A 25,424-nucleotide genomic window follows, 5' to 3' on the forward strand; every position below is an offset into this window, starting at 1 on the left:
GATAAAAGGTCCACTTGAAAGATTGCAGCTTACGAAAGCTGCTGCGATGGGTCGGATACGCCTTCAAGGACCGCCATCGCTGGCAAATCAACGCCTGCAGGCCAGGTCCCAAATAGCAAAGGGGCCCGAAGGCCCCTTCTTTATTCAAGCTGCGTGACGCTTAAGCGTCTGGCGCGGCCTTGGCGGTCGGCTCACTGTTTTCATAGATATACAGTGGCTTGGACTTGCCTTCTATCACGCTTTCATCGATCACTACTTTGCTCACCTCCGATTGCGAGGGGATTTCATACATAGTGTCGAGCAATACACCTTCGAGAATCGAACGCAGGCCACGGGCACCGGTTTTACGCTCCAGGGCACGCTTGGCGACCGATTTCAGAGCGTCGCTGCGGAATTCCAGATCCACGCCTTCCATCTCGAACAGCTTGGCATACTGCTTGGTCAGGGCATTTTTCGGCTCGGTGAGGATCTGCATCAACGCAGCCTCGTCAAGCTCGTCCAGCGTGGCAAGTACCGGCAGACGACCGACGAATTCAGGGATCAGACCGAACTTGACCAGATCGTCAGGCTCGACTTCACGCAGGGATTCACCGACTTTCTTGCCTTCTTCCTTGCTGCGCACTTCTGCGTTGAAACCGATGCCACCCTTGGTGGAACGGTTTTGAATGACCTTCTCAAGACCAGAGAACGCACCACCGCAGATGAACAGGATGTTACGGGTGTCGACCTGCAGGAATTCCTGCTGCGGATGCTTGCGACCACCTTGTGGTGGAACGGAAGCGACCGTGCCTTCGATCAACTTGAGCAGGGCCTGCTGCACGCCTTCACCGGAAACGTCCCGGGTAATCGACGGGTTGTCAGACTTGCGCGAAATCTTGTCGATTTCATCGATGTAGACAATGCCCATCTGGGCTTTTTCCACGTCGTAATCGCATTTCTGCAGCAGCTTCTGAATGATGTTCTCGACATCTTCACCCACGTAACCCGCCTCGGTGAGGGTGGTTGCGTCGGCGATGGTGAACGGAACGTTCAGCAAACGGGCCAGTGTTTCGGCAAGCAGGGTCTTACCCGAGCCTGTCGGGCCGATCAGCAAAATGTTGCTCTTGCCGAGTTCGACGTCGTCATTCTTTTTGTCACGCTGGTTCAGGCGCTTGTAGTGGTTGTACACCGCTACGGCCAGAACCTTTTTCGCACGCTCCTGACCAATCACATACTGATCAAGGATGCCGCTGATTTCTTTAGGCGAAGGCAATTTATGCGCGCTGCTTTCGGCCTGTGCTTCCTGCACCTCCTCGCGGATGATGTCGTTGCACAGGTCGACGCACTCGTCGCAGATAAAGACCGAGGGGCCGGCAATCAACTTGCGTACTTCATGCTGGCTTTTGCCACAGAAGGAGCAATAGAGCAGCTTGCCGTTGTCCTCGCCGTTGCGGGTGTCAGTCATTCGTTCGATCCAAATCCGATAGGCTTGCAACACAAGATGAAGGCTATTGCGGGCTTTTTCAAGCCCGCTGGTGATCGGACCCGCCGACCAACCTTATTTTGAGCTGCTTATTTTAAGCAGGGCGCTGGCTGATCACTTCATCGATCAACCCGTACTCACGCGCGGCTTCTGCACTCATGAAATTGTCGCGATTGGTATCGCGCTCGATTTCTTCGAGAGTGCGCCCGCTGTGCTGGGCCATCAGCGTGTTGAGACGCTCGCGAATGAAGAGGATTTCCTTGGCATGGATTTCGATATCCGACGCCTGGCCCTGGAAACCGCCCAGTGGCTGGTGAATCATCACACGCGAGTTCGGCAGGCAGTAGCGCTTGCCTTTTGCACCGGCCGTCAGCAGGAACGCACCCATGCTGCACGCCTGACCGATACAGGTGGTCGCCACGTTGGGCTTGATGAACTGCATGGTGTCGTAGATCGACATGCCCGCCGTCACCGAACCGCCCGGGGAGTTGATGTAGAGATGGATGTCCTTGTCCGGGTTTTCCGCTTCAAGGAACAGCAGTTGCGCACAGATCAGGTTGGCCATGTAGTCCTCTACCGGACCAACCAGAAAGATCACCCGCTCCTTGAGGAGACGCGAGTAGATGTCGTAGGCGCGCTCGCCACGAGCGGACTGCTCGACAACCATCGGGACCAGGCCGCCTGCGGCCTGGATATCAGAGTTCTGCTGAATATACGAATTACGGAACATGCTCTGCAGTCACTCCCAAATAGTTATGTCTTGAATACGCATAAGCCAGCTCGAAGGCTGGCTTATGGTGTTTGCTTCTTACCGCAAAAGTGATCAGTCGGCTTGTGGAGCTTCTACCGGCTTGACCGCTTCTTCGTAAGAGACCGATTTGTCGGTCACGCTAGCTTTCTGCAGAACAGTATCCACAACTTGCTCTTCCAGCACAACCGAGCGAACTTCGTTCAGTTGCTGGTCGTTCTTGTAGTACCAGGACACAACTTGCTCAGGTTCCTGGTAGGCCGAAGCCATTTCCTGAATCATCTCGCGAACGCGGGTTTCGTCAGGCTTGAGGTCGAATTGCTTGACCACTTCAGCCACGATCAGGCCCAGCACTACGCGGCGCTTGGCTTGCTCTTCGAACAGCTCGGCCGGCAGTTGGTCAGGCTTGATGTTGCCACCGAACTGCTGGACAGCCTGCACGCGCAGACGGTCAACTTCGTTGGACAGCAGGGCCTTTGGCACTTCGATCGGGTTGGTGGCCAGCAGACCGTCCATTACCTGATTCTTGACCTTGGATTTGATCGCCTGACGCAGTTCGCGCTCCATGTTCTTGCGAACTTCGGCGCGGAAGCCTTCCAGACCGGTCTCCTTGATGCCGAATTGAGCGAAGAATTCTTCGGTCAGTTCTGGCAGTTTTGGCTCGGAAACGGTGTTGACGGTCACGGTGAACTCGGCGGTTTTGCCAGCCAGGTCCAGGTTCTGATAGTCCTCTGGGAAAGTCAGGTTCAGAACGCGCTCTTCACCGGCTTTTGCGCCAACCAGGCCATCTTCGAAACCAGGGATCATGCGGCCGGAACCCAGAACCAGCTGAGTACCCTTGGCGGAACCGCCAGCGAACACTTCACCGTCGACTTTGCCGACGAAATCGATGTTCAGCTGGTCTTCGTTTTGAGCGGCGCGATCGGCCACTTCGAAACGGGTGTTCTGCTTGCGCAGGATGTCCAGCATCTTGTCCAGATCGGCATCAGACACGTCAGCGCTCAGACGCTCGACGGTGATACCTTCGAAACCGGCAACGGTGAACTCAGGGAACACTTCGAATACGGCTACGTATTCCAGGTCCTTGCCCGCTTCCAGGGATTTAGGCTCGATCGAAGGCTGGCCAGCCGGGTTCAGCTTCTGCTCAACCACAGCTTCGTAGAAAGAAGACTGGATCACGTCGCCTACAGCTTCCTGGCGAGCGTCAGCACCGAAACGGCGCTTGATTTCGCTCATTGGCACTTTGCCTGGACGGAAGCCAGCAATCTTGGCCTTTTGGGCGGTCTGCTGCAGACGCTTGTTGACCTGGCTCTCGATGCGCTCAGCCGGCACGGTGACGCTCATGCGGCGCTCAAGAGCAGTAGTATTTTCAACAGAAACTTGCATGGATATTCCTCGTTGCACAGACGTTAGCCGGCCGTTTCCGACCCCAGAATCAAGGGCATGCATTCTAGTGGGTCAAACTCAAGAAGTCACCCTACTGAAAACGGGTAAAAACGCAGCAGGCAATTTATAGGTGCGAATGCACGAATGCACCTCGCCCCGATGGCAAATACAACCAATCACGCCAGGGCTCTGCGCCAACCTTTCCATATATAGAGGAGGACGCCAACCATCTCCCTGACGACCGAGCTCGCAAGCGAGGCCGGCGGACAACACAGCATCATCGAGAAACATAAATACGACGAAACGCCCTGCCCTTGCGACCCAAAACCTGCGGCCGCCGAAACAAAAAAGGCGCCAGACTTTTCAATCTGGCGCCTTTCGAAATATGGGGTGGACGATGGGGATCGAACCCACGACAACGGGAGTCACAATCCCGTGCTCTACCAACTGAGCTACGCCCACCATATTGCCTGTTAAAGAAGCCAAACAAACTTCTTTATCAAGCTCCAGCCAGGCCAAGTGCCTGAGTGAAGCTTTAATTGGTGCGGATGAAGAGACTCGAACTCTTACGCCTCGCGGCGCTGGAACCTAAATCCAGTGTGTCTACCAATTCCACCACATCCGCGGGTGAAGCCTTTAAAGCAAAGGCGCCAGACTGTTAATCTGGCGCCTTTCGAAATATGGGGTGGACGATGGGGATCGAACCCACGACAACGGGAGTCACAATCCCGTGCTCTACCAACTGAGCTACGCCCACCATATCGCGTTACTTGTGCCAAAGCTGCCTAATGGCGCACCCGGCAGGACTCGAACCTGCGACCATCCGCTTAGAAGGCGGATGCTCTATCCAGCTGAGCTACGGGCGCCTTGTTAGCTGTAACCTTGGAGGACTACAAACTAAGTGCTTTCCAGTCTTGCAGAATAGTAATCCCGCTCAACCTTCCTAACCAGTGCTAGGCTGTGCCCGACAAGTGCGACGAATAGTATAGAGCCACCCGAAGGTCGTCAAATCCTTTTTAAAAAAAATTCATTTAATTAAAGGAGTTAGGGGAATTTGCAGACCAAGCGCCTTTGCCCTCACCGCATGACATGCGAGAATGCGTTCTCTTTTTTTCCCCTCTCGATGGTTAATCACGCGCAATGACTGCACAACTTATCGACGGCAAATCGATCGCCGCCAGCCTGCGCCAGCAGATCGCCCAACGTGTCACCGAGCGTCGCCAGCAAGGCCTGCGCACGCCCGGCCTTGCGGTGATCCTGGTCGGCAGCGATCCTGCCTCTCAGGTTTATGTCTCGCACAAGCGTAAAGACTGTGAAGAGGTCGGCTTTCTATCCCAAGCCTATGACCTGCCTTCCGAAACCACTCAAGAAGCGCTGACCGAGCTGATCGATCGCCTGAACGACGATCCTGCAATCGACGGCGTTCTGCTTCAGCTTCCACTTCCCGAACACCTGGACGCCTCCAGGCTGCTGGAGCGCATTCGTCCGGATAAAGACGTCGACGGTTTCCATCCTTATAACGTCGGTCGCCTGGCCCAGCGTATCCCGCTGCTGCGCCCATGCACCCCCAAAGGCATCATGACCCTGCTGGAAAGCACCGGTGTCGACCTTTACGGGATGAATGCCGTGGTTGTCGGCGCGTCCAATATCGTTGGCCGCCCGATGGCCATGGAATTGTTGCTGGCCGGTTGCACCGTGACGGTCACCCACCGCTTTACCAAGGACCTGGCCGGCCATGTCGGCCGTGCGGACCTGGTCGTCGTCGCCGCCGGCAAGCCGGGCCTGGTCAAGGGCGAATGGATCAAGGAAGGCGCGATCGTGATCGATGTCGGCATCAACCGCCAGGACGACGGCAAGCTGGTCGGTGACGTGATCTACGAAACCGCCCTGCCCCGCGCCGGCTGGATCACTCCGGTACCGGGCGGCGTAGGCCCGATGACCCGTGCCTGCCTGCTGGAAAACACCCTGTACGCCGCTGAAACCCTGCACAGCTGAGTTTCAACGTGCACGCTGTCAGCGTGACAAGGAACCCCGCCCTGGCGGGGTTTTTTTTGCCCACGGAAAACACCGACCGCTCGCCGGAAAATGACTTTTTTTTCATGTTTCTCAGGACTTTCACCTGCTACTTGATCAACCATCGACAGTTATTCAGCCATACTCCAGAATGTCGCGCTTTTTGGGAAATAGCCCGTTACAAAACGGCTTATCAATACATTATGAGTCTGCCAGCGTGAAAATCCGTCTTTCCATCCTGAGCCTATTTTTTGCAGTTACAGGGACTTTCATCACGCCAATCGCCAGCGCTGGCGAAACCACCGCAGCGCCTCGAAATACCTCGCAACTCAAGCTCGCTTCCGGCAGCTCTTTACTGCTGGATATGCAGACCAACAAAGTCATCTATGCCAGCAATCCGGACGTCGTCGTCCCAATCGCGTCCGTCAGCAAGCTGATGACCGGCCTGGTCGTGGTTGAAGCCCGGCAAAACATGGATGAATACATCAACATCAACATCAGCGACACACCGGAAATGAAAGGTGTGTACTCCCGGGTCAAGCTCAAGAGCGAACTGCCGCGCCGGGAGATGCTGCTGATTGCCCTGATGTCATCTGAAAACCGAGCCGCTGCAAGCCTGGCCCACCACTATCCGGGTGGCTATGTCGCGTTCATTGCTGCAATGAACGCCAAGGCCCGGGCCTTGGGCATGACCAATACCCATTTCGTCGAGCCGACAGGTCTCTCGCCGCGCAACGTTTCGACCGCTCGCGATTTGAGCAAACTGTTGATCGCCGCGCACAAGTACCCGCTGCTGACCGAGCTGAGTACAACCAAGGAAAAGACCGTTTCGTTTCGCAAACCGAAGTACAGCCTGGGTTTCCGCAACACCGACCATTTGGTCCGCAAGCCGGACTGGGACATCCAGCTGACAAAAACCGGTTTCACCAACGAAGCAGGTCACTGCCTGGTGCTGGTGACCCGAATGAGTAACCGCCCGGTGGCCTTGGTGATCCTTGACGCCTATGGCAAGTACACCCATTTTGCCGATGCTACGCGCATGCGTAATTGGGTAGAGAGCGGAAAGAGCGCGGACGTGCCTTCCGTAGCCTTGCAGTACAAGGCAGACAAGAACCTCAAACAGCGGCAGAGTGGCGTGGTTGAAGCGTCGAAGTAACCCTGCTGCAAACGCATGAAAAAGCCCCGATCATTCGGGGCTTTTTTTCGCCAGACACTCAGTCGTTGGGCAGCGGCATCTGGTCGTCATCCGGAATACCGTCGCCGGCACTTGGATCTCTCCACCCCTTCGGCTTTTCAGTGGGCACTACCGTTGGCCGCGCCAAGGGATCCCTCAACGGGCTGTCGGGATCCATCACCGGATCGGTGCTTTGCTCGGGGGTTGTGGGGACGGTTTCCGGACGTTTGTCGTCGAAACTGGAATCGGTAGACATACACACCTCCATCGGACCTAAGGCTTCAGGTCACCCAGTGGATCGTAGGGCTTGGCGGGAGCCTTGGGGTTGTCACCCGGCTTCACATCCCGCGGGGCCTTGGCGGGCCCGATCGGGTCGACCTGAGGATCGGCAAGGTCCGGGGAATCGGGATCGAAACCCAGCTCGTTGCCAGACGAATGTTCAGACGAATGCGGACCGACGGGCGTTGTGGAATGAGCCATGGGCGCCTCCTGATCTCGGCCCGAAATAATGTTCCGGGCCCTTAAAGATCAGAGGCTGGCGATGGGCGAAGGTGCCCGACGGGTGACCAACGGACTTACTGGCTGGCCAAGGCTTTTTTAGCCTTGGCGGCGGCCTGTTCCTGACCGGCCTGAGCCAGATCGCTGGCGGCCTTGAGCCAACGCTGCTGATCGACATGGGCCGGGATTTGCGTCGGATTCTGGATCAGCACAGCCCAACCACCGGCGTCCTTGAACGCCGACTCGAAGGAGCTGAAGCTCATCAGTTCGCGGCGATTCATCCCGGCCCGCAGCAGGACCGTCTGCTTCTGGCGGTTATAGCCGGCAAGAATGGCGTATCGCGGTTCGGCCCACATGGCCGAGCCTTCAGTAAAGCGCACCATCACCGGATAACCGGCGGCGACTTGCGTCAACAAGGCCGGCAGGTTGCTGTCGAGGGGATAAACCACCATCCCGTACTCTCGGGCCAGGTTCTGCATGTTCTGTTGCAACTGGGCTTCGCCCCCCGGCAAATGCAAGGGTTTTTCGAGCAACCCCGGGGTGATCACGATACCCTGCTGAGACAGCATGCTGGCCAGCACCTGCGGCCCGCTTTGATACGCATCGCCCCGGTAGAATCGGCCGCTGAGCTCGACACGCTCCGGCAAACGCTTGATCTCGGGCGCAACGCTCCCGGCACAGCCCGCCAGGCTTGCCACGCAACCGGCGATGAGCATGGCCGACAAAATTCGAGAAAATACCCGCACCATCATCTCTCTCTTGTTCAGGTTCAAACGCCAGGCAATCCCATTCCCGGCTTGGTCGTCGATCATAGGGCGCCGCACCGCTACGGTATAGCTCTAAACGGTAGTCGCGTGCATTCGATAGAGCGAACTGGTTGGTAACTGCCGACTTTCGGTCAATAGCCTGAAATACAGCAACGGCTAGACTGTTCCCTGAAGGAACGACAGCGAAGCACGTGTGCCCACAGAAGGGCAAAGAGGAGGCACAGATGAGCCTGACCATGATCATTATGATGTTGATTGGCGGTTGGTTGGCGGTAGCCGCCGCCATGTTGTGGGGCGTGCTGCGCATTACTCGTCGCCACCATCACCCTGTCCAGCAGGCTCCTGCGCCGGAAGCGGACAAGACGCCGAACCAACACGCCAACGCCCACTGACCAGACCTTTACCCGAGACCAACAAAAACGGCCGCCTGCACTCCTTCGAGTTCAGGCGGCCGTTTCCTTTAGTCTGGGTTAAGCCTCAGTGGCAGACCTCTTCTGCCTGGACCGGCGGGATATCATGTTCAACACCTCGATCGCAGCCGAGAATGCCATGGCCGCATAGACGTAGCCTTTCGGTACATGGGCGCCGAAGCCTTCGGCGATCAGCGTCATGCCGATCATGATCAGGAAGCCCAGGGCCAGCATCACCACTGTCGGGTTGTCGTTGATGAACTTGGCCAGCGGATCAGCCGCCAGCAACATCACCAGGACCGACACCACCACCGCGATGACCATGATCGGCAAATGCTCGGTCATGCCGACAGCGGTAATGATGCTGTCGATGGAGAACACCATGTCCAGCATCAGGATCTGACCGATCGCGGCAGCGAAGCCCAGGGTCACGGTCGAGGTCGCCGACTTCGGATCTTCCGGTGCCGGGTCCATGCTGTGATGGATCTCGGTGGTTGCCTTCCACAACAGGAACAGGCCACCGGCAATCAGGATCATGTCTTTCCAGGAAAGCGCGTGGCCGAGAATCTCGATCACCGGATTGGTCAACTGGACGATGAACGCGATGGTGCTCAGCAAACCCAGGCGCAGGATCAACGCCATGCCGATACCGATGCGCCGTGCCCGCTGTCGATTGTGCAAGGGCAGCTTGTTGGTCAGGATCGAGATGAAGATCAGGTTATCGATGCCGAGCACGATCTCCATCACAATCAGGGTGGCAAGGGCGACCCAGGCGGTGGGGCTGGCGGCAAGTTGTAAAAGGTAGTCCATGGGTCAGTCCTGACTCGTTGTAATACGGTTTAGATTTCCTGGGAGGAAGATTCGGTTTTTTCCGAGTCTTTTTCCGATGATTCTTTTTTGCTGATCAACCCGCTGGTGGCGTCACTGAGTGCTTGCTCGGCGGCCTTGTGGGTATCGTCAATCGCCTGTTTGGCGCTTTCGGCAGCCTTGCCCATCAATTGTTGCGCGCTTTTCTCGGCCTGGTCGCAACCGGCCAGTACCAGTAAAGACGTAATCAACAGTGCCGTGGCTTTAAGCTTCATGATGCTTTCCTCGATAGAACGAACGGGACCTAAACGATGGCCCGTTGATAGCGATGCATTCTAGGGAAGTGAATACTTCAGGAAAATTCGTATTTTCAGCGGTTATACTTCGATTTTTACGAAGTGTTAGACGCCATGCTCAACTATCGGCAATTGCATTACTTCTGGGTGGTGGCCAAGACCGGCAGCATCGTGCGCGCCTGCGAGCAACTGAATCTCACTCCACAAACCATCAGCGGGCAGATTTCATTGCTGGAACAGACCTTTGGCATCGAGTTGTTTCGGCGAGTCGGACGGCAACTCGAACTGACCGAGGCCGGCCGCCAGGCCCTGCCCTATGCCGAACAAATGTTCCAGCTCGGTGGCGAACTGGAACTGATGCTGCGGGCACAACCCAATGAACAGCAGATCCTGTTTCGCGTTGGTGTGGCCGACGTGGTGCCCAAGTCCATCGTCTATCGCCTGATCGCACCGACCATGGAGCTGAGCGAACCGCTGCGCATCACCTGTCGCGAAGACAAGCTTGAGCGTTTGTTGGCCGACCTGGCGATCCAGCGCCTGGACCTGGTGATATCCGACAGCCCGATGCCGTCGCACCTGGACATCAAGGGCTACAGCCAGAAACTCGGTGAGTGCGGGATCAGCTTTTTCGCCACCCCTGAGTTGGCGGCACGATACGGCCGGGACTTTCCGCGTAACCTGCACGGTGCGCCACTGCTGATTCCCGGCCCGGAAACCGTGGTGCGCAGCCGCTTGCAACGCTGGTTCGCCGAGCAACAGATCCAGCCGAAAATTGTCGGTGAGTTCGACGACAGCGCCCTGATGCAGGCCTTCGGCCAATCCGGCAGCGGAATCTTCATCGGCCCGAGCGTGATTGCCGATGAAGTGCAACGCCAATATGGCGTGGAAGTGATCGGCCAGACCGACGCGGTGAGCGAGTCGTTCTATGCCATCTCAGTGGAACGCAAGGTCATGCACCCCGGCATTGTCGCCATTACCGAAGGTGCCCGACGCGAGTTGTTTACAGCGCTGTAACCTCTTCCCGCGGCTTGAACGTCATCAGGGCGATGGCCAGCAGGATCGACGCCAGAATGAAAGCGGCGGCTGCAAAGCCAAGGCCTTGCAGGCCGACGCTGTCGATCACCCGACCACCGATCATCGCCCCCAGACCGATACCGAGGTTGGCCCCGGCGATGTTCAGCGACGCGGCGAAGGCCGGCGCTTCGGGCGCCGCTTTCATCAGGCGCACATGGCTGACCAGGAACAACGCCGCCTGGGTCACGCCCCAGATGCCCATCGCCGCCGCCAGACCGAGCGGCGAATGGATGTTCGGCACCAGCGCCACCAGGCCGGCAATCATGAACGCACAGAACATCATCGACGCCATCAGCGGATGACGATCCACCGCCCGGCCGCCCAGGGAGTTGCCGATCAACCCGACCGCGCCGAAGCCCATCAGACACCAGCCAACCACGGTGCCGTTGAAGCCGGCCAGGCGCTCAAGAATGTCCGCCAGGTAGGTGTAGGCGGTGAACATGCCGCTGAACACAATCACTGACAGCAGCACGTGACCGAGCATCAGCGGGCTGCGCAGGATCTTGAACTGCGACCGGAAGCTCACCTGATGCTGGTGCAGGTTGGTCTTGGGCAGATAGATAAACAGCAGCAACGCCTTGGCAAAGGCGATGACCGCCAGAATCGCGAAGGCACTGCGCCAGCCGAACGCATCGGAAATCAGCGTGCCCACGGGAATGCCGAACACCGTGGCGCAAACGATGCCGAAGCCGATCTTGGCGATGGCGCGACCGGCGTAATCCGGCCCGACAATGTCCACCGCCGTTTCACTGGCCAAGGCCCAGAACACCGGCAGCCCCAATGCCGGGATCAATCGGGCAAACGCCATGACCCAGATGTTCGGCGCCAGCGCCGCGAGCGTGTTGGCCAGGCCAAACATGATCAGCACCGAGATGAACAGCTTGCGGCGCTCGAAGCGGGCGAAATACGCCGTCAGGAACGGCCCGAACGCGGCGACGGTGAAAGCGAACAGGGTCACCAGCAGGCCGGCCTGCGGGATGCTGACCTCCAGATCCCGGGCGATAGCCGGCAACAGGCCAACGATGACGAATTCCGTGGTCAGCACCGTGAAGCCGGCGGCAGACAACAGAAGAATGGGCAACAGCATGCAGAACTCCAGAAAACGACGACACCAGCGATAGCCCGAAGGCCCACTGGCAGACATGAAAATGAGGATGGCGAATCTTAACAGAGTGTTTCCGAACGCGGTTGCACGAACCTGCCTATCTCGTTGAATGCCAGGGTGGCAGTTCGTCACAGGTCTGAAAGATCACTCCTACGCTGTGATAAAGTCCGCGCCCTGAAAAACGTACACCCAGTGTTCGTCGGCCATTTTTGGCGTCGATGTCACGATCCTCTTCGGTTTCCTGCGGGCTGCATGCGCGGTGAAACCTTGCACTTATAAAAAATCAGAGATGCCGTTTTATGACTGCTTCATCCCCTTCTCTATTGCACCGCCTTAAACGCTTGAGCCTGGTCACACAGATCGTGATCGGCCTGATCGCCGGTATTGCCCTGGCGCTGATTGCCCCCGACATGGCGAAGTCCACGGCGTTCATCGGCAAAGTGTTTGTCTCGGCGCTGAAAGCCGTCGCGCCGATTCTGGTGTTCGTGCTGGTCATGGCGTCGATTGCCAACCACAAGCACGGCCAGGAAACCCACATCCGGCCGATTCTGTTCCTGTATCTGCTGGGCACTTTCGCCGCGGCCGTGGTGGCGGTGGTTGCCAGCATGACGTTCCCGTCGAACCTGGTGCTGTCGACCCAGGACGTCGCGGTCACAGCGCCAGGCGGGATTGGCGAAGTGTTGCAAAGCCTGTTGCTGAGCGTGGTCGATAATCCGGTCAGTGCCCTGATGAACGCCAACTTCATCGGTATCCTGGCCTGGGCCATCGGCATGGGCATCGCCATTCGCCATGCCGGCAACACCACCCGTGAAGTACTGGGCGACCTGTCTAACGGTGTGACCGTGATCGTGCGAGTGGTGATTCGCTTCGCACCGCTAGGCATCTTCGGCCTGGTGGCCTCGACCCTGGCCACTTCCGGTTTCGGCGCCTTGATCGGTTACGCCCACCTGCTGGCCGTGCTGCTGGGCTGCATGCTGTTCGTGGCACTGGTGATGAACCCGCTCATCGTGTTCTGGAAGCTGCGTCGCAACCCGTACCCGCTGGTGCTCACCTGCCTGCGCGAAAGCGGCATCACGGCGTTCTTCACCCGTAGCTCGGCGGCGAACATTCCGGTCAACCTGGAGTTGAGCAAGCGTCTGGGCCTGCACGAAGACACCTACTCGGTATCGATCCCGCTGGGCGCGACCATCAACATGGCCGGCGCAGCGATCACCATCACCGTACTGACCCTGGCGGCCGTGCACACGCTGGGCATCGCCGTGGACATTCCGACCGCGATCCTGTTGAGCGTCGTCGCAGCCATCTGCGCCTGCGGCGCCTCGGGCGTGGCCGGTGGTTCGCTGTTGCTGATTCCACTGGCGTGCAGCCTGTTCGGCATCCCGAGCGAGATCGCCATGCAGGTGGTGGCGGTTGGTTTCATCATTGGTGTGTTGCAGGACTCGGCGGAAACCGCGCTGAACTCGTCCACCGATGTGCTGTTCACCGCGGCGGCTTGCCTGGGTGAAGAGGCAAAAGCAGAACGCCTGGCCTGACACAACCCCCTGTGGGAGCGAGCTTGCTCGCGATAGCGGTGGGTCATTCAACTTTGATGTCGACTGACACTCCCTCATCGCGAGCAAGCTCGCTCCCACAGGGTTCGTGGTGCAGCGGAAAAATTCGTACACATGAAAAAGCCCCCGCAGCCAAAGGTTGCGGGGGCTTTTTTGTACCTGGACGGTTTAGAACGCGCCCATGTAGTCGCGCTTGCCCACTTCCACGCCGTTGTGGCGCAGCAGTGCGTAAGTGGTGGTGATGTGGAAGAAGAACTGCGGCAGGCCGTAGGTCAGCAGGTAGGACTGGCCGCTGAAGCGCTTCTCTTTAGGCGTGCCCGGACGGGTGACGATCTCGATGCCTTCCTTGCCGTTGATCTGCTCCGGCGTGAACTCGCCGATGTAGGCCAGAACCTTGGCGATCAGTGCTTGCAGCTCGGCGAAGGTGGTTTCAGTGTCGTCGTACTTCGGCAGCTCGACTTCGGCCAGACGCGAAGAAATGCCTTTGGCGAAATCAACGGCGATCTGCACCTGACGCACCAGCGGGAACATGTCCGGGAACAGGCGCGCTTGCAGGAAGGCGTTAGGGTCGATGTTTTTTTCGGTGGCGTGAGCCTCGGCCTTCTTCAGTACATCGCTCAGGGCGTTGAGCATTTGCTGGAAAACAGGCACGGAAGCGTCGTACAGGGAAATGGTCATGGCAGGTCTCGTGTGGTGACGGAGGGAAACGTCGACCACCTGTAGGAGCGAGCCTGCTCGCGATGGACTCAGGCGCAACGCGTTTATCCAGAATCAACGCGTTATCGTTAACGTCCATCGCGAGCAGGCTCGCTCCCACAGGTGATCGGTTTTGGAACGTGGGCCGATTATAGCCATGCACGCCCCTCCCCGGACCGGACTTTTTTAGCTGCCGTAAACCTTCGCCGCCGGAACGGCCTGAGCCACCAGCTGTGCGACGGCTTCGCCCATCTCGCCTACTGCCCAACGGCCCTGACGATCCAGTTGCGGACCACGGCGCCAGCCGTCGGCGATCGACAACTTGCCGCCCTCGACTTCGAACATCTGCCCGGTCACCTCGGCAGATGCCTCGGAACCCAGCCACACCACCAGCGGTGCGACGTTTTCCGGGGCGAAGTAATCGAAGCCTTCTTCAGGCTTTTTCATGGCGTCGGCGAACACTTGCTCGGTCATTCCGGTGCGCGCGGCCGGCGCCAGGGCGTTTGCGGTGATCCCGTAGCGGCGCAGTTCAGCCGCCTGCACCAGCGTCAGCGAGGCAATACCGCCCTTGGCCGCCGCGTAGTTGGACTGGCCAATGGAACCCTGCAAACCGGCACCGGAGCTGGTGTTGATGATCCGCGCATCGACCTTGGCACCGCCCTTGGCCTGCTCGCGCCAGTACTTCACCGCGTGGCTGGAAATGCAGAAGTGGCCTTTGAGGTGCACGGCTACCACGGCGTCCCAGTCGGCTTCGCTGAGGCTGGCGAACATTCGGTCGCGGCAAATGCCGGCGTTGTTGACCACCACATTCAGGTCGCCGAAGGTTTCGATGGCCTGGCGCACGATCAGCCCCGCCGAGTCATAGCGGGTGATGTCATCGCTGTTGGCCACGGCGCTGCCGCCCTGGCCGAGGATTTCGCCGACCACGGCGAGCGCCGCTTCGCGGTTGATGTCGTTGACCACCACTTTCGCGCCTTCGGCAGCGAAGGCCAGCGCGTAGGCACGGCCCAGACCACCGCCGGCACCGGTGATGATCACGACGCGGTTTTCACAGATTTTCATGTTCTACATCCTTCAAATTCATCACGGGTCGACACAATCCCCTGTAGGAGCGAGCCTGCTCGCGATGGTCGTTAACGAATACGCGGGGTATCTGGATAACCGCGTCGTTCTTGAGTCCATCGCGAGCAGGCTCGCTCCTACAGGATCGGTGTGCATCCTGGTTTACAAACGCTCGATAATCGTCACATTGGCCTGTCCACCGCCTTCGCACATGGTCTGCATGCCGAAGCGTCCGCCGCTGCGTTCCAGTTCATGCAGCAAGGTGCACATCAAGCGGGTGCCGGTGGCGCCCAATGGATGACCGAGGGCGATCGCGCCGCCGTTGACGTTGGTCTGTTCATGGGGATAACCGGTCTCTTTCAACCAGGCCATGGCCACCGAGGCGAAGGCTTCATTGATCTCCACCCGGTCGATGTCTTCCAGTTTCATGCCGGCGCGTTTGAGTGCGTAAGCCGTGGCCGGGATTGGCGCGGTGAGCATCCAGATCGGGTCTTCGGCACGCACGCTCAGGTGATGGATACGTGCCCGTGGCGTCAGGCCGTAACGCTTGAGCGCCGCTTCCGAGACGATCAGCATCGCGCTGGCCGCGTCACAGGTCTGGCTCGACACCGCGGCGGTCACCCGGTCGCAGCCGAACAGGAATTCCAGCTCGGCCATTTTTTCCAGGCTGGTCTGGCGCGGCGTTTCGTCATGCAGCACGCCGGCCAGTGGCACGATCTCGCGGTTGAAGCGGCCCTGCTCGATGGCCTGCAAGGCACGTCGATGGGACTCAAGCGAATAGGCTTCAAGTTGCGCCCGGGACAGGTCCCACTTTTCGGCGATCATCTGCGCCGAACGGAACTGCGTCGGGGGTTGCGCGCCATAGCGCCGCACCCAGCCTTCGGAACCGCTGAATGGATCGGTGAAGCCCAAGGGCTCGGCGGCAATCATCGCCGAGGAAATCGGGATTTGGGTCATGGTCTGCACGCCACCGGCGATGACTACGTCCTGGGTGCCGCTCATCACCGCTTGAGCGGCAAAGTGCACCGCTTGCTGGGACGAACCGCACTGGCGATCGATGGTGGTGCCCGGCACCGCTTGCGACAGGCCGGCCGCCAGCCAACTGGTGCGGGCGATGTCACCGGCCAGCGGACCGATGGTGTCGACACAGCCGAAGATCACGTCGTCGTAATCCTCGTCGGGAATGGCGTTGCGCTCGACCAGCGCGCGCAACACATGGGCGCCCAGGTCGGCGGCGTGGATCTGGCTCAGACCACCCTTGCGCCGCCCGGTGGGCGTGCGCAGGGCGTCGACGATATAAGCTTCAGGCATGGTCTACCTCGGTATAAAAAATGAAATCGAGTATTGAGAGCGCCGAAAAACCTGTGGGAGCGAGCTTGCTCGCGATGGCGGAGTGTCAGTCAACATTGATGTTGGATGTGCCGGCCTCATCGCGAGCAAGCTCGCTCCCACAGGGATGTAGTCACCCTTAATGACTGGTTAGAACGTACTACCCGCTCCCAGCGCGAGCTTGCCGTCAAACAGCGCCGCGCGAATCCGCCCTTTGTGATGGCCGCGATCGCCCCAGACCTTGTCCAGGGCCCAGGCGCGTTTCATGAACAGATGCAAGTCGACTTCCCAGGTGTAACCCATGGCGCCGTGGGCCTGGATGGTGTTCTTCGCCGCGAGCATGGCCGCTTCGGCCGTTGCCAGTTTGGCGTGGGACACCAGCACGTCCTGCCCCGGTTGCTGCTCGGCCACCGCATAGGCGGCGCGATAGAGTGGGCCTTTGGCGAACTCGATCTGCACTGCGACGTTGGCCATCAAGTGCTTGACCGCCTGGAACGAACCCACCGGCTTGCCGAACTGCTTGCGCTCGAAGGTGTAGTCCACCGCCAGGTCGACCATGCGTTTGGCCAGCCCGAGCAATTGCGCGGCACTGGCGAGGGCACCACGGTTGAAGGCGGCTGCCCACAGGCGCCGCCCTTGTTCACCGCTGGCAACGCAAGTGGCAGGTGTTGGCGTCCACTCGACCTGGAACAGTTGGCGGCTCGGGTCGACCGACTCGTTGCGGGTCAGGCACACGGCATCACGTTCCAAGGCATGCACTTCATCGCCATTGGCCAGCAACAGCAGATCGGCGACATGGGCATCGCTGACCAGCGGATTACCTGGCTCGGCCACCGCGAGACGCGCACGGCCCTCGGCCACTCGCGACAGCCATTTTTGTTTGAGTGGCGCGTGTTGCTCATCGAGGGCGGCGAGCATCGGTACGCCGATCAGCATGGTGTCCACCAGCGGTTCGGGCAGCCCGGCGTAACCGCACTCCTGGGCGATCAACACGAAGTCCAGCTCATTCATGCCCATGCCGTCCTGCGCTTCGGGCACGGTCAGGGCGGTCAGGCCGAGTTCTACCAGTTGCGCCCAGAGTTGCTCACTGCGCCCGCTGTCGCTCTGCCACAGTTCGCGGATGCGTTCCGGGGTGACTTCGTTGATCAGGAAGCTGCGGACGTTGTCCTGAAACAGCAATTGGTCGCGGCTGAAACTAAAGTCCATGGTCTATTCCTCAGGCACGCGGCATGCCGAGCATGCGTTCGGCAATGATGTTGCGCTGGATCTCGTTGGTGCCGGCGTAGATCGGCCCGGCCTGGGCAAACAGGAAACCTTCCAGCCAATGGCCGACGTCACCGGCGGCCGGGGCTTGCGGCAGCAGCTCGCCACGCAGGCCGAGAATGCTCATGGCGGTGTCGTGCATGCGCTGATCGAGTTCCGACCAGAAGATCTTGTTGGTCGACGACTCCGGCCCGATCTTGCCGCCCTGCACCAGTTGCGAGGCGGTCATGTAGGTGCTCAGGGTGTAGGCCTCGGCATCCAGCCAGGCGCGCATCACCGCCTCGCCAATGGCCGGGTCGCGGTCGGCCTGCTCGCGGTGGGCCAGGTACAGTTGCACCAGACGCTTGGCGGTTTCCTGGAAGCGTGCCGGTGAACGCAGCAACAAACCACGCTCGAAACCGGCGGTGGACATCGCCACGTGCCAACCCATGCCTTCGCCACCGAGGGCGTTCTCCACCGGCACCTTGACGTCGTCGAAGAAAATCTCGGCGAAACCCGGCAAGCCGTTGAGCTGCGGAATCGGCCGCACGGTGATGCCCGGCGTGTCCAGCGGCAGCAGGATGAAGGTCAGGCCGTGATGACGCTGGGACTGCGAGTCGGTACGGAAAATACCGAACGCCCAATCGGCCCACACCGCGCGGGTCGACCAGGTTTTCTGGCCATTGATCACGTAGTGGTCGCCCACCCGCTCTGCCTTGGAACGGATCGCCGCCATGTCGGAACCGGCACCCGGCTCGGACCAGGCCTGGGCCCAGATGTCTTCGCCGGTGGCCATGCGCGGCAGGAATCGCGCCTTCTGCTCTGCGCTGCCGTACTCCATCAGGGTCGGGCCGAGCAGGAAGATGCCGTTCTGGTTGACCCGTGCCGGGGCGCCAGAGCGGTAGTATTCCTCTTCGAAAATCAGCCACTCGATCAGGTCGCAGCCGCGTCCGCCGAGTTCGGTCGGCCAGGTGACCATGCCCCAACGGCCTTCATTGAGCTTGGCTTCCCACGCCCGATGCTGGGCAAAGCCAGGCTCGGTGTCGAACGATTGCAGCGGTTCACTCGGTACATTGGCCGCCAGCCAGGTCCGCGCCTCGGCACGAAAGGCCTGCTGGGCCGGGGTATAGGTCAGGTCCATGGATATGCCTTCAGCCGTTGAATCGGGCATCGCGTTTCTCGACGAACGAGTCGCGTGCTTCCTGAGAGTCCAGTGAGCGGTAGGCTTCGAGGGTGAAGCCCTGCTCCCAGCGGTATTTGTCTTCCAGATTGCCGTCTTCGATGCCGCTCAACGCCTCCTTGGCCAGGCTGATCATGCCGGGGCTCTTGGCGGCGATGGTGCGGGCGATCTGCAACGCGGCTTCGCGCAAGTCTTCGCGCTTGACCACCCGCTCCACCGCGCCCAGGCGGTAGGCCTCGGCGGCGTCGATCGCCTCGCCGGTGAAGTACATGTGGCGGACTTTCTGCACCGGGAACAAACGCTGCAAATGCGCACCGCCGCCCATGGCCCCGCGATCCACTTCCGGCACGCCGAAAGTGGCGCACTCGGCAGCGACGATGATGTCGGCGGCACCGCAGATGCCGATGCCGCCGCCCAGCACAAAGCCGTGCACGGCGACGATCACCGGTTTCGGGTTGCGGTGAATGGCCTTGAAGCTGTCGTAGTTGCCCTTGTTCACCGCGACGATCAGGTTGCCGTCGGCGGCCAGTTCCTTGATATCGACCCCGGCGCAGAAGCCGCGACCTTCGGCACGGATCACGATCACCCGCACGTCGTTGTTGCGGCCCAGGCCCTCGATCTCGCTGGCGATATCGGCCCAGCCCTGGCAATTGAAGGCGTTGACCGGTGGTCGGTTGAAGACCAGTTCGGCAATGCCGTGTTCGATGCTGACGCTAAATGGTTTCATGGTTTCCTTCCTTCACAATGCATGGCCCCTTACGACACACGGCGGCACAGCTCGCCCAGGCGCGCTTCGGCGTCGCGGACGATCTGTTCAATCAATTGGGCGCAGCTGGGCAAGCTGTCGATGGATGCGGCGATCTGCCCGGCGGGCAACACGCCCGAGGCCGGTTGCCCGTCGACCATGGCTTTCTGGATCACCATCGGCGCGTTGGCGGCCATGATGCTTTGCGCGGCGGTCAACTCTCCGCTGCCGCGCATCTTCAGTGCGCTGGTCAACAGTTGCGTCAGGCTCATGCCGGTGTGGCGGCGGTAGGCCAGGCCACTTTGCAACGCCAGCAACAGGCGCTTGAGACCACCGCTGTTTTCCAGCTGGTTGAGCAATTCGTTGCGGATCATCCGTTGCGGCATGCCATCGATGGCGCGGCTGATGATGATCGCCGCCGGGTCCTTGACCGCCAGGTAACGCGCCAGCGTCGCCTGGGGCACCGGGCTGTCGGCGCACATCAGGAACCGCGTGCCCATGGCGATGCCTTCGGCGCCGTAGGCCAAGGCCGAAATCAGCCCCTTGCCATCCTTGAATCCGCCGGCCGCCACCACGGGCACCGATACGGCATTGACCACCTGATCCAGCAACATCGAGGTCGGTACGGAACCGGTGTGTCCCCCGCCCTCGCCGCCCTGTACGGTCACCGCATCGGCGCCCATTTCCACGGCTTTCTGCGCATGCTTGAGCGCGCCCACCGTGGGGATGCACACCACGCCGGCATCCTTAAGGCGGCTGATCATTTGTTTGCCCGGCGAACGGCTGTAGCTGACCGCCCGGACTTTGTGGCGCAATACCAGCTCGACGATCTCGCCGGCATTGGCCTGGTACATATGGAAATTCACGCCGAACGGCTGATCGGTCAGGCGCCGGGTTTCGATAATCGCCGCTTCCATCTGCTGCGGTTCGATGGTCGCCCCGGCGAGAAAACCAAAGCCGCCAGCATTGCCCGTGGCCGCCACCAGTTTCGGGTCGGCGACCCAGCCCATGGCGGTCTGGATGATCGGGTAGCGGCAACCGAGCAGTTCAGTCAAACGGGTATTCAACGAGATCGCCATGTTCACGCCTCGCCCGCTTTGCGCTGGGAACTGGCCATGGCCTTGGCGTCGTAGCCACCGAGGCGGTCGCCGGACACCAGTTCGTTGTGGGCGTGGGCGAAGTGATGCAGGCCGAACACCATGTCCATGGTCGCGCGCTTGCCCATCAGGTCTTCGGCGTTGTTCACCGCTTGCTTGCTCAGTTGCAGGCCCAGGCGCGGCATCTGTGCGATGCGCCCGGCGATGTCGAGGGTCTGTTGTTCAAGCTCGTCGCGAGCCACCACCCGATTGAGCATGCCCATCTGATAGGCACGCGGCGCTGGCATGCGCTCGCCGAGGAACAGGAATTCCTTGGCGATGCGCGGATTAAGTTCATGCACGTGGGCGAAATACTCCACACCGGGAATGCCCATGCGCACCACCGGATCGGCGAAGTAGGCGTCCTCGCTGGCGACGATCAGGTCGCAGACCCAGGCCAGCATCAGCCCACCGGCAATGCACGCGCCCTGGACCATGGCGATGGTCGGCTTGGGCATTTCGCGCCAGCGGCGGCACATGCCCAGATAGACTTCCTGCTCGCGGGCATAGAGAAACTCGCCGCCCGGTTTGTTCACATGGTCGTACCACAGGCTGGCGCGGTCGAAGGTCTTGTCGACGTCGCGGCCCGGTGTACCGATGTCATGCCCGGCGGAGAAATGCTTGCCGGCGCCACGCAGCACAATGACCTTCACTTCATCGTCATCGCAGGCCCGGCGAAACGCCGCGTCCAGCGCATAGGTCATCTGCGAGTTCTGCGCGTTGTGGAACTCGGGGCGGTTCATGGTGACCAGGGCCACCGCGCCACGCACCTCGTACAGCACCACCTCGGCCTGATTGTTATCGTTATGTTCAGCCATCACTTTTCTCCGCAACGCGTTGCTCAGCGTTGGCCTGGCGGGTTGTCTTTGAGTTGCAGGGAGCGCAGGTTGTGCGGGTCCAGGCGCTGGATCAGCTGCAACAGCTCGGCCGTCGGTGCTGCCGTGGTCGGGCAGTCATCTGGAACGTGCAGCTCGAAGCCGGTGTTGTCCTGGACTTGCGCCGCCGTCACGCCGGGGTGCAGCGACCGGATGCGCATCTGCCGCTGCGGGCCCTGGAAATCCAGGATGCAGAGGTCGGTGATGATCAGGCGGATATCGATATCGTCCAGCGACCAGCCCCGCGCCAGGCGAGCCGGGTTGTAGCCGACCGAGGCGACCATATCGACCTCGCCTTCGACGAACACCCGACGGTTATGGCTCGGCACGCAAAACGAGTTGGCATGGCTGATCGAGTTGCCGGGGAAACCGCGCACACCGAGCATCTGCGCTTTCGGTTTGGCGTAGTCGCCGATGCAGGAAATGTTCGCCTGACCGTAACGGTCGATCTGGGTCGGGCCGACCAGCGCGTGGCGCTTGCCGCCCCAGACGTTGTCGAAAATCCGCGAGAAACCCATCCAGCTGTCGCGCTTGGGTTCATAGCCTTTGCGCGCGCCCAAGGGCACCGGCTCGGCAACCATGTAGGCTTCGGAGTCGGTCATCAGCAGTTGCGGGTTGCTGGTCAACATGGCCAGCGAAGCGGCCAGGCGCGGGATCACGCCGATGCCGGAGGCCAATACTTCGCCGTCTTCGCGCCAGGCTTCAGAGGCCGCGCAGATCATCAACTCAGCGAGGCTGAAATCAGTAGTGCTCATCGAAAGGCTCCTTAGAAAATCGGCAACGGCAGTTCACGGATCGCAGCCAGGCCGCCGACCTTTTCCAGATACTGTTCGTGGGTGCAGTCGACGTAGTCGCGCACGTAGCCCTGCCAGCCATCGGCCGCCTGGACCGTGGCGTTGTAGGCCTTGAAGTGCGCGACGTCGAAACCGTACAGCGGCGCGCACGAAGACGGATGCGCCCCGCCCGGCACGTGGGCCACGGCGGTGGTCAGGTTGCGTTCCCAGAACACTTGATGCGCGTGAGCGCTGTCCTGATGGAAATACTCGCTGTCGACCAGCTCATCGCAGGTCACGTAGCTGTGGGTCGCGGCCCGCACGAACAGGTCGTCCATGTAGTGATCGGGTCCGCTGATCTGGCACACGCCGCGTTTGTCGGCGCGGTCGACGTGCACCAGCGCCGCGTCGAGCTTGAGCGCCGGCATGGCAACCCAATCCTTGTCATCGGCATAGGGCGAGGCGATCAACTTGATCTGGCGGTTGTGGCGCAGCACATCAGTGCCCAGGCCCACGGCGGTCGGAATGAACGGCACATTCATCGCCGCCGCCCGCAGGCCGAGCAGCAGCATGCCTTCGTCGATTTCCATCACTTCCAGCGCCGCTTCCTGGCGCGCCTTGCGGAAATACGGCTCCAGCGGAATGAAATCCAGGGAGACGAAGGCGAACACCAGTTTTTTGATCTTGCCCGCAGCGCAGAGCATGCCGACATCGGCACCGCCGTAGGCAACCACGGTCAGGTCCTTGAGGTCCGAGCGCAGAATCTCGCGCACCAGCGCCATCGGCTTGCGGCGTGGGCCCCAGCCACCGATACCGATGGTCATGCCGTCACGCAGTTGGCCGACAATTTCGGCGGTGCTCATTTGCTTGTCCATCGTCTTGTTCCTCATTGGCGACCGACACTGAAGTCGTGGCCCCAGTGGCTGACCACGGTGCTTTCGAACGGCGTGTGGCGGTCCCAGTCGACCACCAGGCCATCGCAGCCGTATTCCAGGTCAAACCCGGACGGGGTCTTGATATAGAAAGAAATCATCTGGTCGTTGGTGTGCTGACCGAGAGTGGCCGACAGCTTCACGCCATTGGCGTGGACGCGATCCAGGGCGCGGCCGACTTCGTCCAGCGCGTTGACCTCGACCATCATGTGCACGCAACCGTGGGGCATCGGGCACTCGAAAATCGCCAGCGAGTGGTGGCGGCCGTTGTTGCAGTGCAGGAAGTGGATGCGTTTTTGTGGCTCGGCCGGGTCCGGGGTGAAGCGGACTTTCATCAGGTCGGACAGACCGAAACCCATCACCTGTTCGTAGAAATCGCGGCAGCGCTCGAAGGCCGGGGCCGGCAATACGACGTGGCCCATGCCGAGGTCGTTGGTGACAAAACCTTTGACGCCGACTGGCGAGACGAAACGGGCGAAGTCCTGCAACGGGCCCCAGAAAATTTCGTGGCGGTTGCCATCCGGATCACTGAAGTGCACCAGTTCCTGGACCTTGCGCAGCTCCGCTTCGGCGGCGGTGCCACGGGTCACTTGCACGTCGGCCTGTTGCAACTCGCTGACAGCCTGTTCCAGGGCTGCTCTGCCGGCCACTTCCCAGCCGCAGGCACCGAAGCTGTTCTCGGCGTTCTTCTGCACCAGGATGCGGTAGTGGCGCTCGTCCATTTTCAGGTACAGGTGCTCGTCGTCATCAGATCCGATGACCATCATGCCCAGCACCTGGCTTGCGTAATGGCGCCATTGCGCCAGGTCGCTGGATAACAGGGTGACGTAACCCAGACCACGGATATCCATGGATGCACTCCTCGTTTTACTCAGGCGGTGCCGCCCTTCGGCGACTGCCGGGGGAGACTTTATGTAGGGCCTATTCAAACGGGTTCGGGGAGGGGCAACATCGTCCAATGGGACTAGCGGATTTGATGGCTTGTGACGCGAAAAACCTGTGGGAGCGAGCCTGCTCGCGAAGGCGGTGTGTCAGGCAACATGGATGTTGAATGTGCCGGCCTCTTCGCGAGCAGGCTCGCTCCCACAAAGGGCGGCTTTATGCAGGTTGTTCGATTTGATCCAGCACACGGTTTGCGGTGATCTCCGCCAGCATCACGCTATTGGAAATGCCCAGCAGGGCATTGCGGTCACCGCCCTCCAGATGATCCACCAGTTGATGCACCATCACATCCACCGAGGCCTGCGTCTCGACCAGATAGACCACCAGGGTTTCGGTCGTGGCCCCGGGGGCGACGGTGAACAAGGTGCTGATGGTTCGAGGGGCGGCTTTGATGTCGGCGGTCGAGGGGAAGTGGTAAGCGAGGGCACGCTCGGCGGCCTCGTGCAGTTTTTTTGAATCGGGTTCGTATGGGGATGCTGGATCGGTGTTCGGTGGGTTTGGTGTGACTTTGAACATATCTCAGGTTCCTAATGATGTGCCAACCTCCTGCTGCTAAACGAAGAGGGTGGCAGCTGCACGCAGGTTAGCAGACCGGGGAACCTAAGAAGCCGGCGCGCCCAAGGGCGCCCTGCGTACAGCTACCATCAAAATGCAGGCGCAAAAACCTGACTGATAGAAGCGTCGTACGACTTAGGTTATACCCGAGCTGCTAAACCCGATCACTGAAGAGCAGTGACGCGAATCAAGTTACCGAGGGGGTCCAAGGCGCACAAGCCGGCGGATTCTGGCGTACCTGTAGGCAACGACGCAAGGCATTGTAGCTTTCATCAAGTAACGCTGACAGCCGTTAAACAGGCGCTATCTATAGGCCAAAAACCTGTAGGAGCGAGCCTGCTCGCGATGGTCGTCAACGATAACGCTGGAAACCTGACACCCCGCGGCGCTCTCCGGTTCATCGCGAGCAGGCTCGCTCCTACAAGGGGTATGCGGTGTTCAATCTTATTCGGCAGGCATAAAAAAACGGGCCTTGGGGACCCGTTGGAAAGTTGGCCTGACGTCCGTGCCGGACCTGAAATGCGATCAAACTGTGGGAGCGGGCTTGCTCCGGGCGGCGTTCCGACGAAGGCGGTGTGTCAGGCAACATGAATGTTGAATGTGCCGACCTCTTCGCGAGCAAGCCCGCTCCCACAAGGGTTGTGCGGTGTTCATGCCTTATGTGGCA

Annotated in this window: 26 protein-coding genes and 4 tRNA genes; 5 read left to right on the forward strand and 25 right to left on the reverse strand. The window is 60.1% G+C overall.

Annotated features, from left to right (window positions below; translation table 11 throughout):
* Positions 1-160 precede the first annotated feature (160 nt).
* From clpX to WHX55_RS21195, 7 genes are all read right to left on the reverse strand, one after another.
* On the reverse strand, positions 161-1,444 hold the full coding sequence (gene clpX / locus WHX55_RS21165) for an ATP-dependent Clp protease ATP-binding subunit ClpX (protein WP_007982210.1): 1,284 nt from the start codon (positions 1,442-1,444) through the stop codon (positions 161-163).
* Between the two features lie 112 nt (positions 1,445-1,556).
* The gene (clpP, locus tag WHX55_RS21170) at positions 1,557-2,192 is read right to left on the reverse strand and encodes an ATP-dependent Clp endopeptidase proteolytic subunit ClpP (protein WP_151214474.1); all 636 of its coding nucleotides are present in this window, start codon (positions 2,190-2,192) and stop codon (positions 1,557-1,559) included.
* A gap of 93 nt (positions 2,193-2,285) precedes the next feature.
* Positions 2,286-3,596 carry a trigger factor gene (gene tig, locus WHX55_RS21175; protein ID WP_057714092.1) on the reverse strand — a complete coding sequence of 437 codons (1,311 nt, stop codon included), beginning with the start codon at positions 3,594-3,596 and terminating at the stop codon, positions 2,286-2,288.
* Positions 3,597-3,982: 386 nt separating this feature from the next.
* Positions 3,983-4,058 (reverse strand) — tRNA-His (locus tag WHX55_RS21180).
* A gap of 78 nt (positions 4,059-4,136) precedes the next feature.
* Positions 4,137-4,221 (reverse strand) — tRNA-Leu (locus WHX55_RS21185).
* A gap of 56 nt (positions 4,222-4,277) precedes the next feature.
* Positions 4,278-4,353 (reverse strand) — tRNA-His (locus tag WHX55_RS21190).
* Positions 4,354-4,385: 32 nt separating this feature from the next.
* Positions 4,386-4,462: transfer RNA gene (locus WHX55_RS21195), tRNA-Arg, on the reverse strand.
* A gap of 274 nt (positions 4,463-4,736) precedes the next feature.
* Here WHX55_RS21195 and folD point away from each other — a divergent pair.
* Together folD and pbpG are read left to right on the forward strand one after the other, a co-directional pair.
* Entirely contained in the window at positions 4,737-5,591 is an 855-nt protein-coding gene (gene folD, locus WHX55_RS21200; protein WP_008001570.1) for a bifunctional methylenetetrahydrofolate dehydrogenase/methenyltetrahydrofolate cyclohydrolase FolD, read from the forward strand.
* 235 nt (positions 5,592-5,826) lie between these two features.
* Entirely contained in the window at positions 5,827-6,765 is a 939-nt protein-coding gene (gene pbpG / locus WHX55_RS21205) for a D-alanyl-D-alanine endopeptidase (protein ID WP_353741236.1), read from the forward strand.
* 58 nt (positions 6,766-6,823) lie between these two features.
* Here pbpG and WHX55_RS21210 read toward each other — a convergent pair whose 3' ends face one another.
* From WHX55_RS21210 to WHX55_RS21220, 3 genes are all read right to left on the reverse strand, one after another.
* The gene (locus WHX55_RS21210; RefSeq protein WP_150753039.1) at positions 6,824-7,039 is read right to left on the reverse strand and encodes a hypothetical protein; all 216 of its coding nucleotides are present in this window, start codon (positions 7,037-7,039) and stop codon (positions 6,824-6,826) included.
* A gap of 17 nt (positions 7,040-7,056) precedes the next feature.
* Complete coding sequence (locus tag WHX55_RS21215; protein WP_057714089.1) at positions 7,057-7,263, reverse strand: DUF6021 family protein; 207 nt, start codon at positions 7,261-7,263, stop codon at positions 7,057-7,059.
* A gap of 95 nt (positions 7,264-7,358) precedes the next feature.
* Positions 7,359-8,093 (reverse strand): peptidase C39 family protein, encoded by a 735-nt coding sequence (locus WHX55_RS21220; protein ID WP_353741237.1) that lies wholly within the window; start codon positions 8,091-8,093, stop codon positions 7,359-7,361.
* A gap of 179 nt (positions 8,094-8,272) precedes the next feature.
* Between WHX55_RS21220 and WHX55_RS21225 the strand changes: the two genes are divergently transcribed.
* Entirely contained in the window at positions 8,273-8,440 is a 168-nt protein-coding gene (locus WHX55_RS21225; protein ID WP_191625006.1) for a hypothetical protein, read from the forward strand.
* Positions 8,441-8,518: 78 nt separating this feature from the next.
* On the opposite strand, the gene WHX55_RS21230 is transcribed toward WHX55_RS21225, so the two are convergent.
* Both WHX55_RS21230 and WHX55_RS21235 read right to left on the reverse strand, forming a co-directional pair.
* Positions 8,519-9,268 (reverse strand): TerC family protein, encoded by a 750-nt coding sequence (locus WHX55_RS21230; RefSeq protein WP_353741238.1) that lies wholly within the window; start codon positions 9,266-9,268, stop codon positions 8,519-8,521.
* A gap of 29 nt (positions 9,269-9,297) precedes the next feature.
* A complete protein-coding gene (locus WHX55_RS21235; protein WP_102672741.1) occupies positions 9,298-9,540 on the reverse strand; it encodes a hypothetical protein in 243 nt (80 codons plus the stop codon).
* A 135-nt stretch (positions 9,541-9,675) separates the two neighbouring features.
* Here WHX55_RS21235 and nhaR point away from each other — a divergent pair, with 135 nt between their 5' ends.
* The gene (nhaR, locus tag WHX55_RS21240) at positions 9,676-10,575 is read left to right on the forward strand and encodes a transcriptional activator NhaR (protein WP_150759498.1); all 900 of its coding nucleotides are present in this window, start codon (positions 9,676-9,678) and stop codon (positions 10,573-10,575) included.
* Here the strand turns inward: nhaR and WHX55_RS21245 are convergent.
* Positions 10,562-11,722, reverse strand: coding sequence for an MFS transporter (locus WHX55_RS21245; protein WP_150725872.1), 1,161 nt, complete (start codon positions 11,720-11,722; stop codon positions 10,562-10,564). The two genes, nhaR and WHX55_RS21245, sit on opposite strands and share 14 nt — an antisense overlap.
* A 317-nt stretch (positions 11,723-12,039) precedes the next feature.
* Between WHX55_RS21245 and sstT the strand changes: the two genes are divergently transcribed.
* Entirely contained in the window at positions 12,040-13,272 is a 1,233-nt protein-coding gene (gene sstT, locus WHX55_RS21250; RefSeq protein WP_150725871.1) for a serine/threonine transporter SstT, read from the forward strand.
* 186 nt (positions 13,273-13,458) lie between these two features.
* Here the strand turns inward: sstT and WHX55_RS21255 are convergent, their stop codons facing one another.
* From WHX55_RS21255 to WHX55_RS21310, 12 genes are all read right to left on the reverse strand, one after another.
* Entirely contained in the window at positions 13,459-13,968 is a 510-nt protein-coding gene (locus WHX55_RS21255) for a DUF1993 domain-containing protein (RefSeq protein ID WP_150753043.1), read from the reverse strand.
* A 204-nt stretch (positions 13,969-14,172) separates the two neighbouring features.
* Positions 14,173-15,048 (reverse strand): SDR family oxidoreductase, encoded by an 876-nt coding sequence (locus WHX55_RS21260; RefSeq protein WP_353741239.1) that lies wholly within the window; start codon positions 15,046-15,048, stop codon positions 14,173-14,175.
* 162 nt (positions 15,049-15,210) lie between these two features.
* Complete coding sequence (locus WHX55_RS21265) at positions 15,211-16,359, reverse strand: acetyl-CoA C-acetyltransferase (RefSeq protein ID WP_353741240.1); 1,149 nt, start codon at positions 16,357-16,359, stop codon at positions 15,211-15,213.
* Positions 16,360-16,527: 168 nt separating this feature from the next.
* Positions 16,528-17,583: an acyl-CoA dehydrogenase family protein gene (locus tag WHX55_RS21270; protein WP_353741241.1), complete on the reverse strand. Its 1,056-nt coding sequence runs from the start codon at positions 17,581-17,583 to the stop codon at positions 16,528-16,530.
* A gap of 10 nt (positions 17,584-17,593) precedes the next feature.
* On the reverse strand, positions 17,594-18,760 hold the full coding sequence (locus WHX55_RS21275) for an acyl-CoA dehydrogenase family protein (RefSeq protein WP_150759542.1): 1,167 nt from the start codon (positions 18,758-18,760) through the stop codon (positions 17,594-17,596).
* Between the two features lie 10 nt (positions 18,761-18,770).
* Entirely contained in the window at positions 18,771-19,526 is a 756-nt protein-coding gene (locus WHX55_RS21280; RefSeq protein WP_353741242.1) for an enoyl-CoA hydratase family protein, read from the reverse strand.
* 29 nt (positions 19,527-19,555) lie between these two features.
* Entirely contained in the window at positions 19,556-20,623 is a 1,068-nt protein-coding gene (locus WHX55_RS21285) for a nitronate monooxygenase (RefSeq protein ID WP_353741243.1), read from the reverse strand.
* A gap of 2 nt (positions 20,624-20,625) precedes the next feature.
* Positions 20,626-21,498 carry an enoyl-CoA hydratase gene (locus WHX55_RS21290; RefSeq protein ID WP_151214479.1) on the reverse strand — a complete coding sequence of 291 codons (873 nt, stop codon included), beginning with the start codon at positions 21,496-21,498 and terminating at the stop codon, positions 20,626-20,628.
* Between the two features lie 23 nt (positions 21,499-21,521).
* Positions 21,522-22,310 (reverse strand): ketoacid CoA transferase, encoded by a 789-nt coding sequence (locus WHX55_RS21295; RefSeq protein WP_353741244.1) that lies wholly within the window; start codon positions 22,308-22,310, stop codon positions 21,522-21,524.
* Positions 22,311-22,321: 11 nt separating this feature from the next.
* Positions 22,322-23,203: a CoA-transferase gene (locus WHX55_RS21300; protein ID WP_353741245.1), complete on the reverse strand. Its 882-nt coding sequence runs from the start codon at positions 23,201-23,203 to the stop codon at positions 22,322-22,324.
* Between the two features lie 11 nt (positions 23,204-23,214).
* A complete protein-coding gene (locus WHX55_RS21305; RefSeq protein ID WP_353741246.1) occupies positions 23,215-24,111 on the reverse strand; it encodes a VOC family protein in 897 nt (298 codons plus the stop codon).
* A gap of 247 nt (positions 24,112-24,358) precedes the next feature.
* Positions 24,359-24,718 (reverse strand): hypothetical protein, encoded by a 360-nt coding sequence (locus tag WHX55_RS21310; protein ID WP_353741247.1) that lies wholly within the window; start codon positions 24,716-24,718, stop codon positions 24,359-24,361.
* Positions 24,719-25,424 lie beyond the last annotated feature (706 nt).

It is taken from the genome of Pseudomonas fluorescens (assembly GCF_040448305.1).
GTDB lineage: Bacteria > Pseudomonadota > Gammaproteobacteria > Pseudomonadales > Pseudomonadaceae > Aquipseudomonas > Aquipseudomonas fluorescens_BH.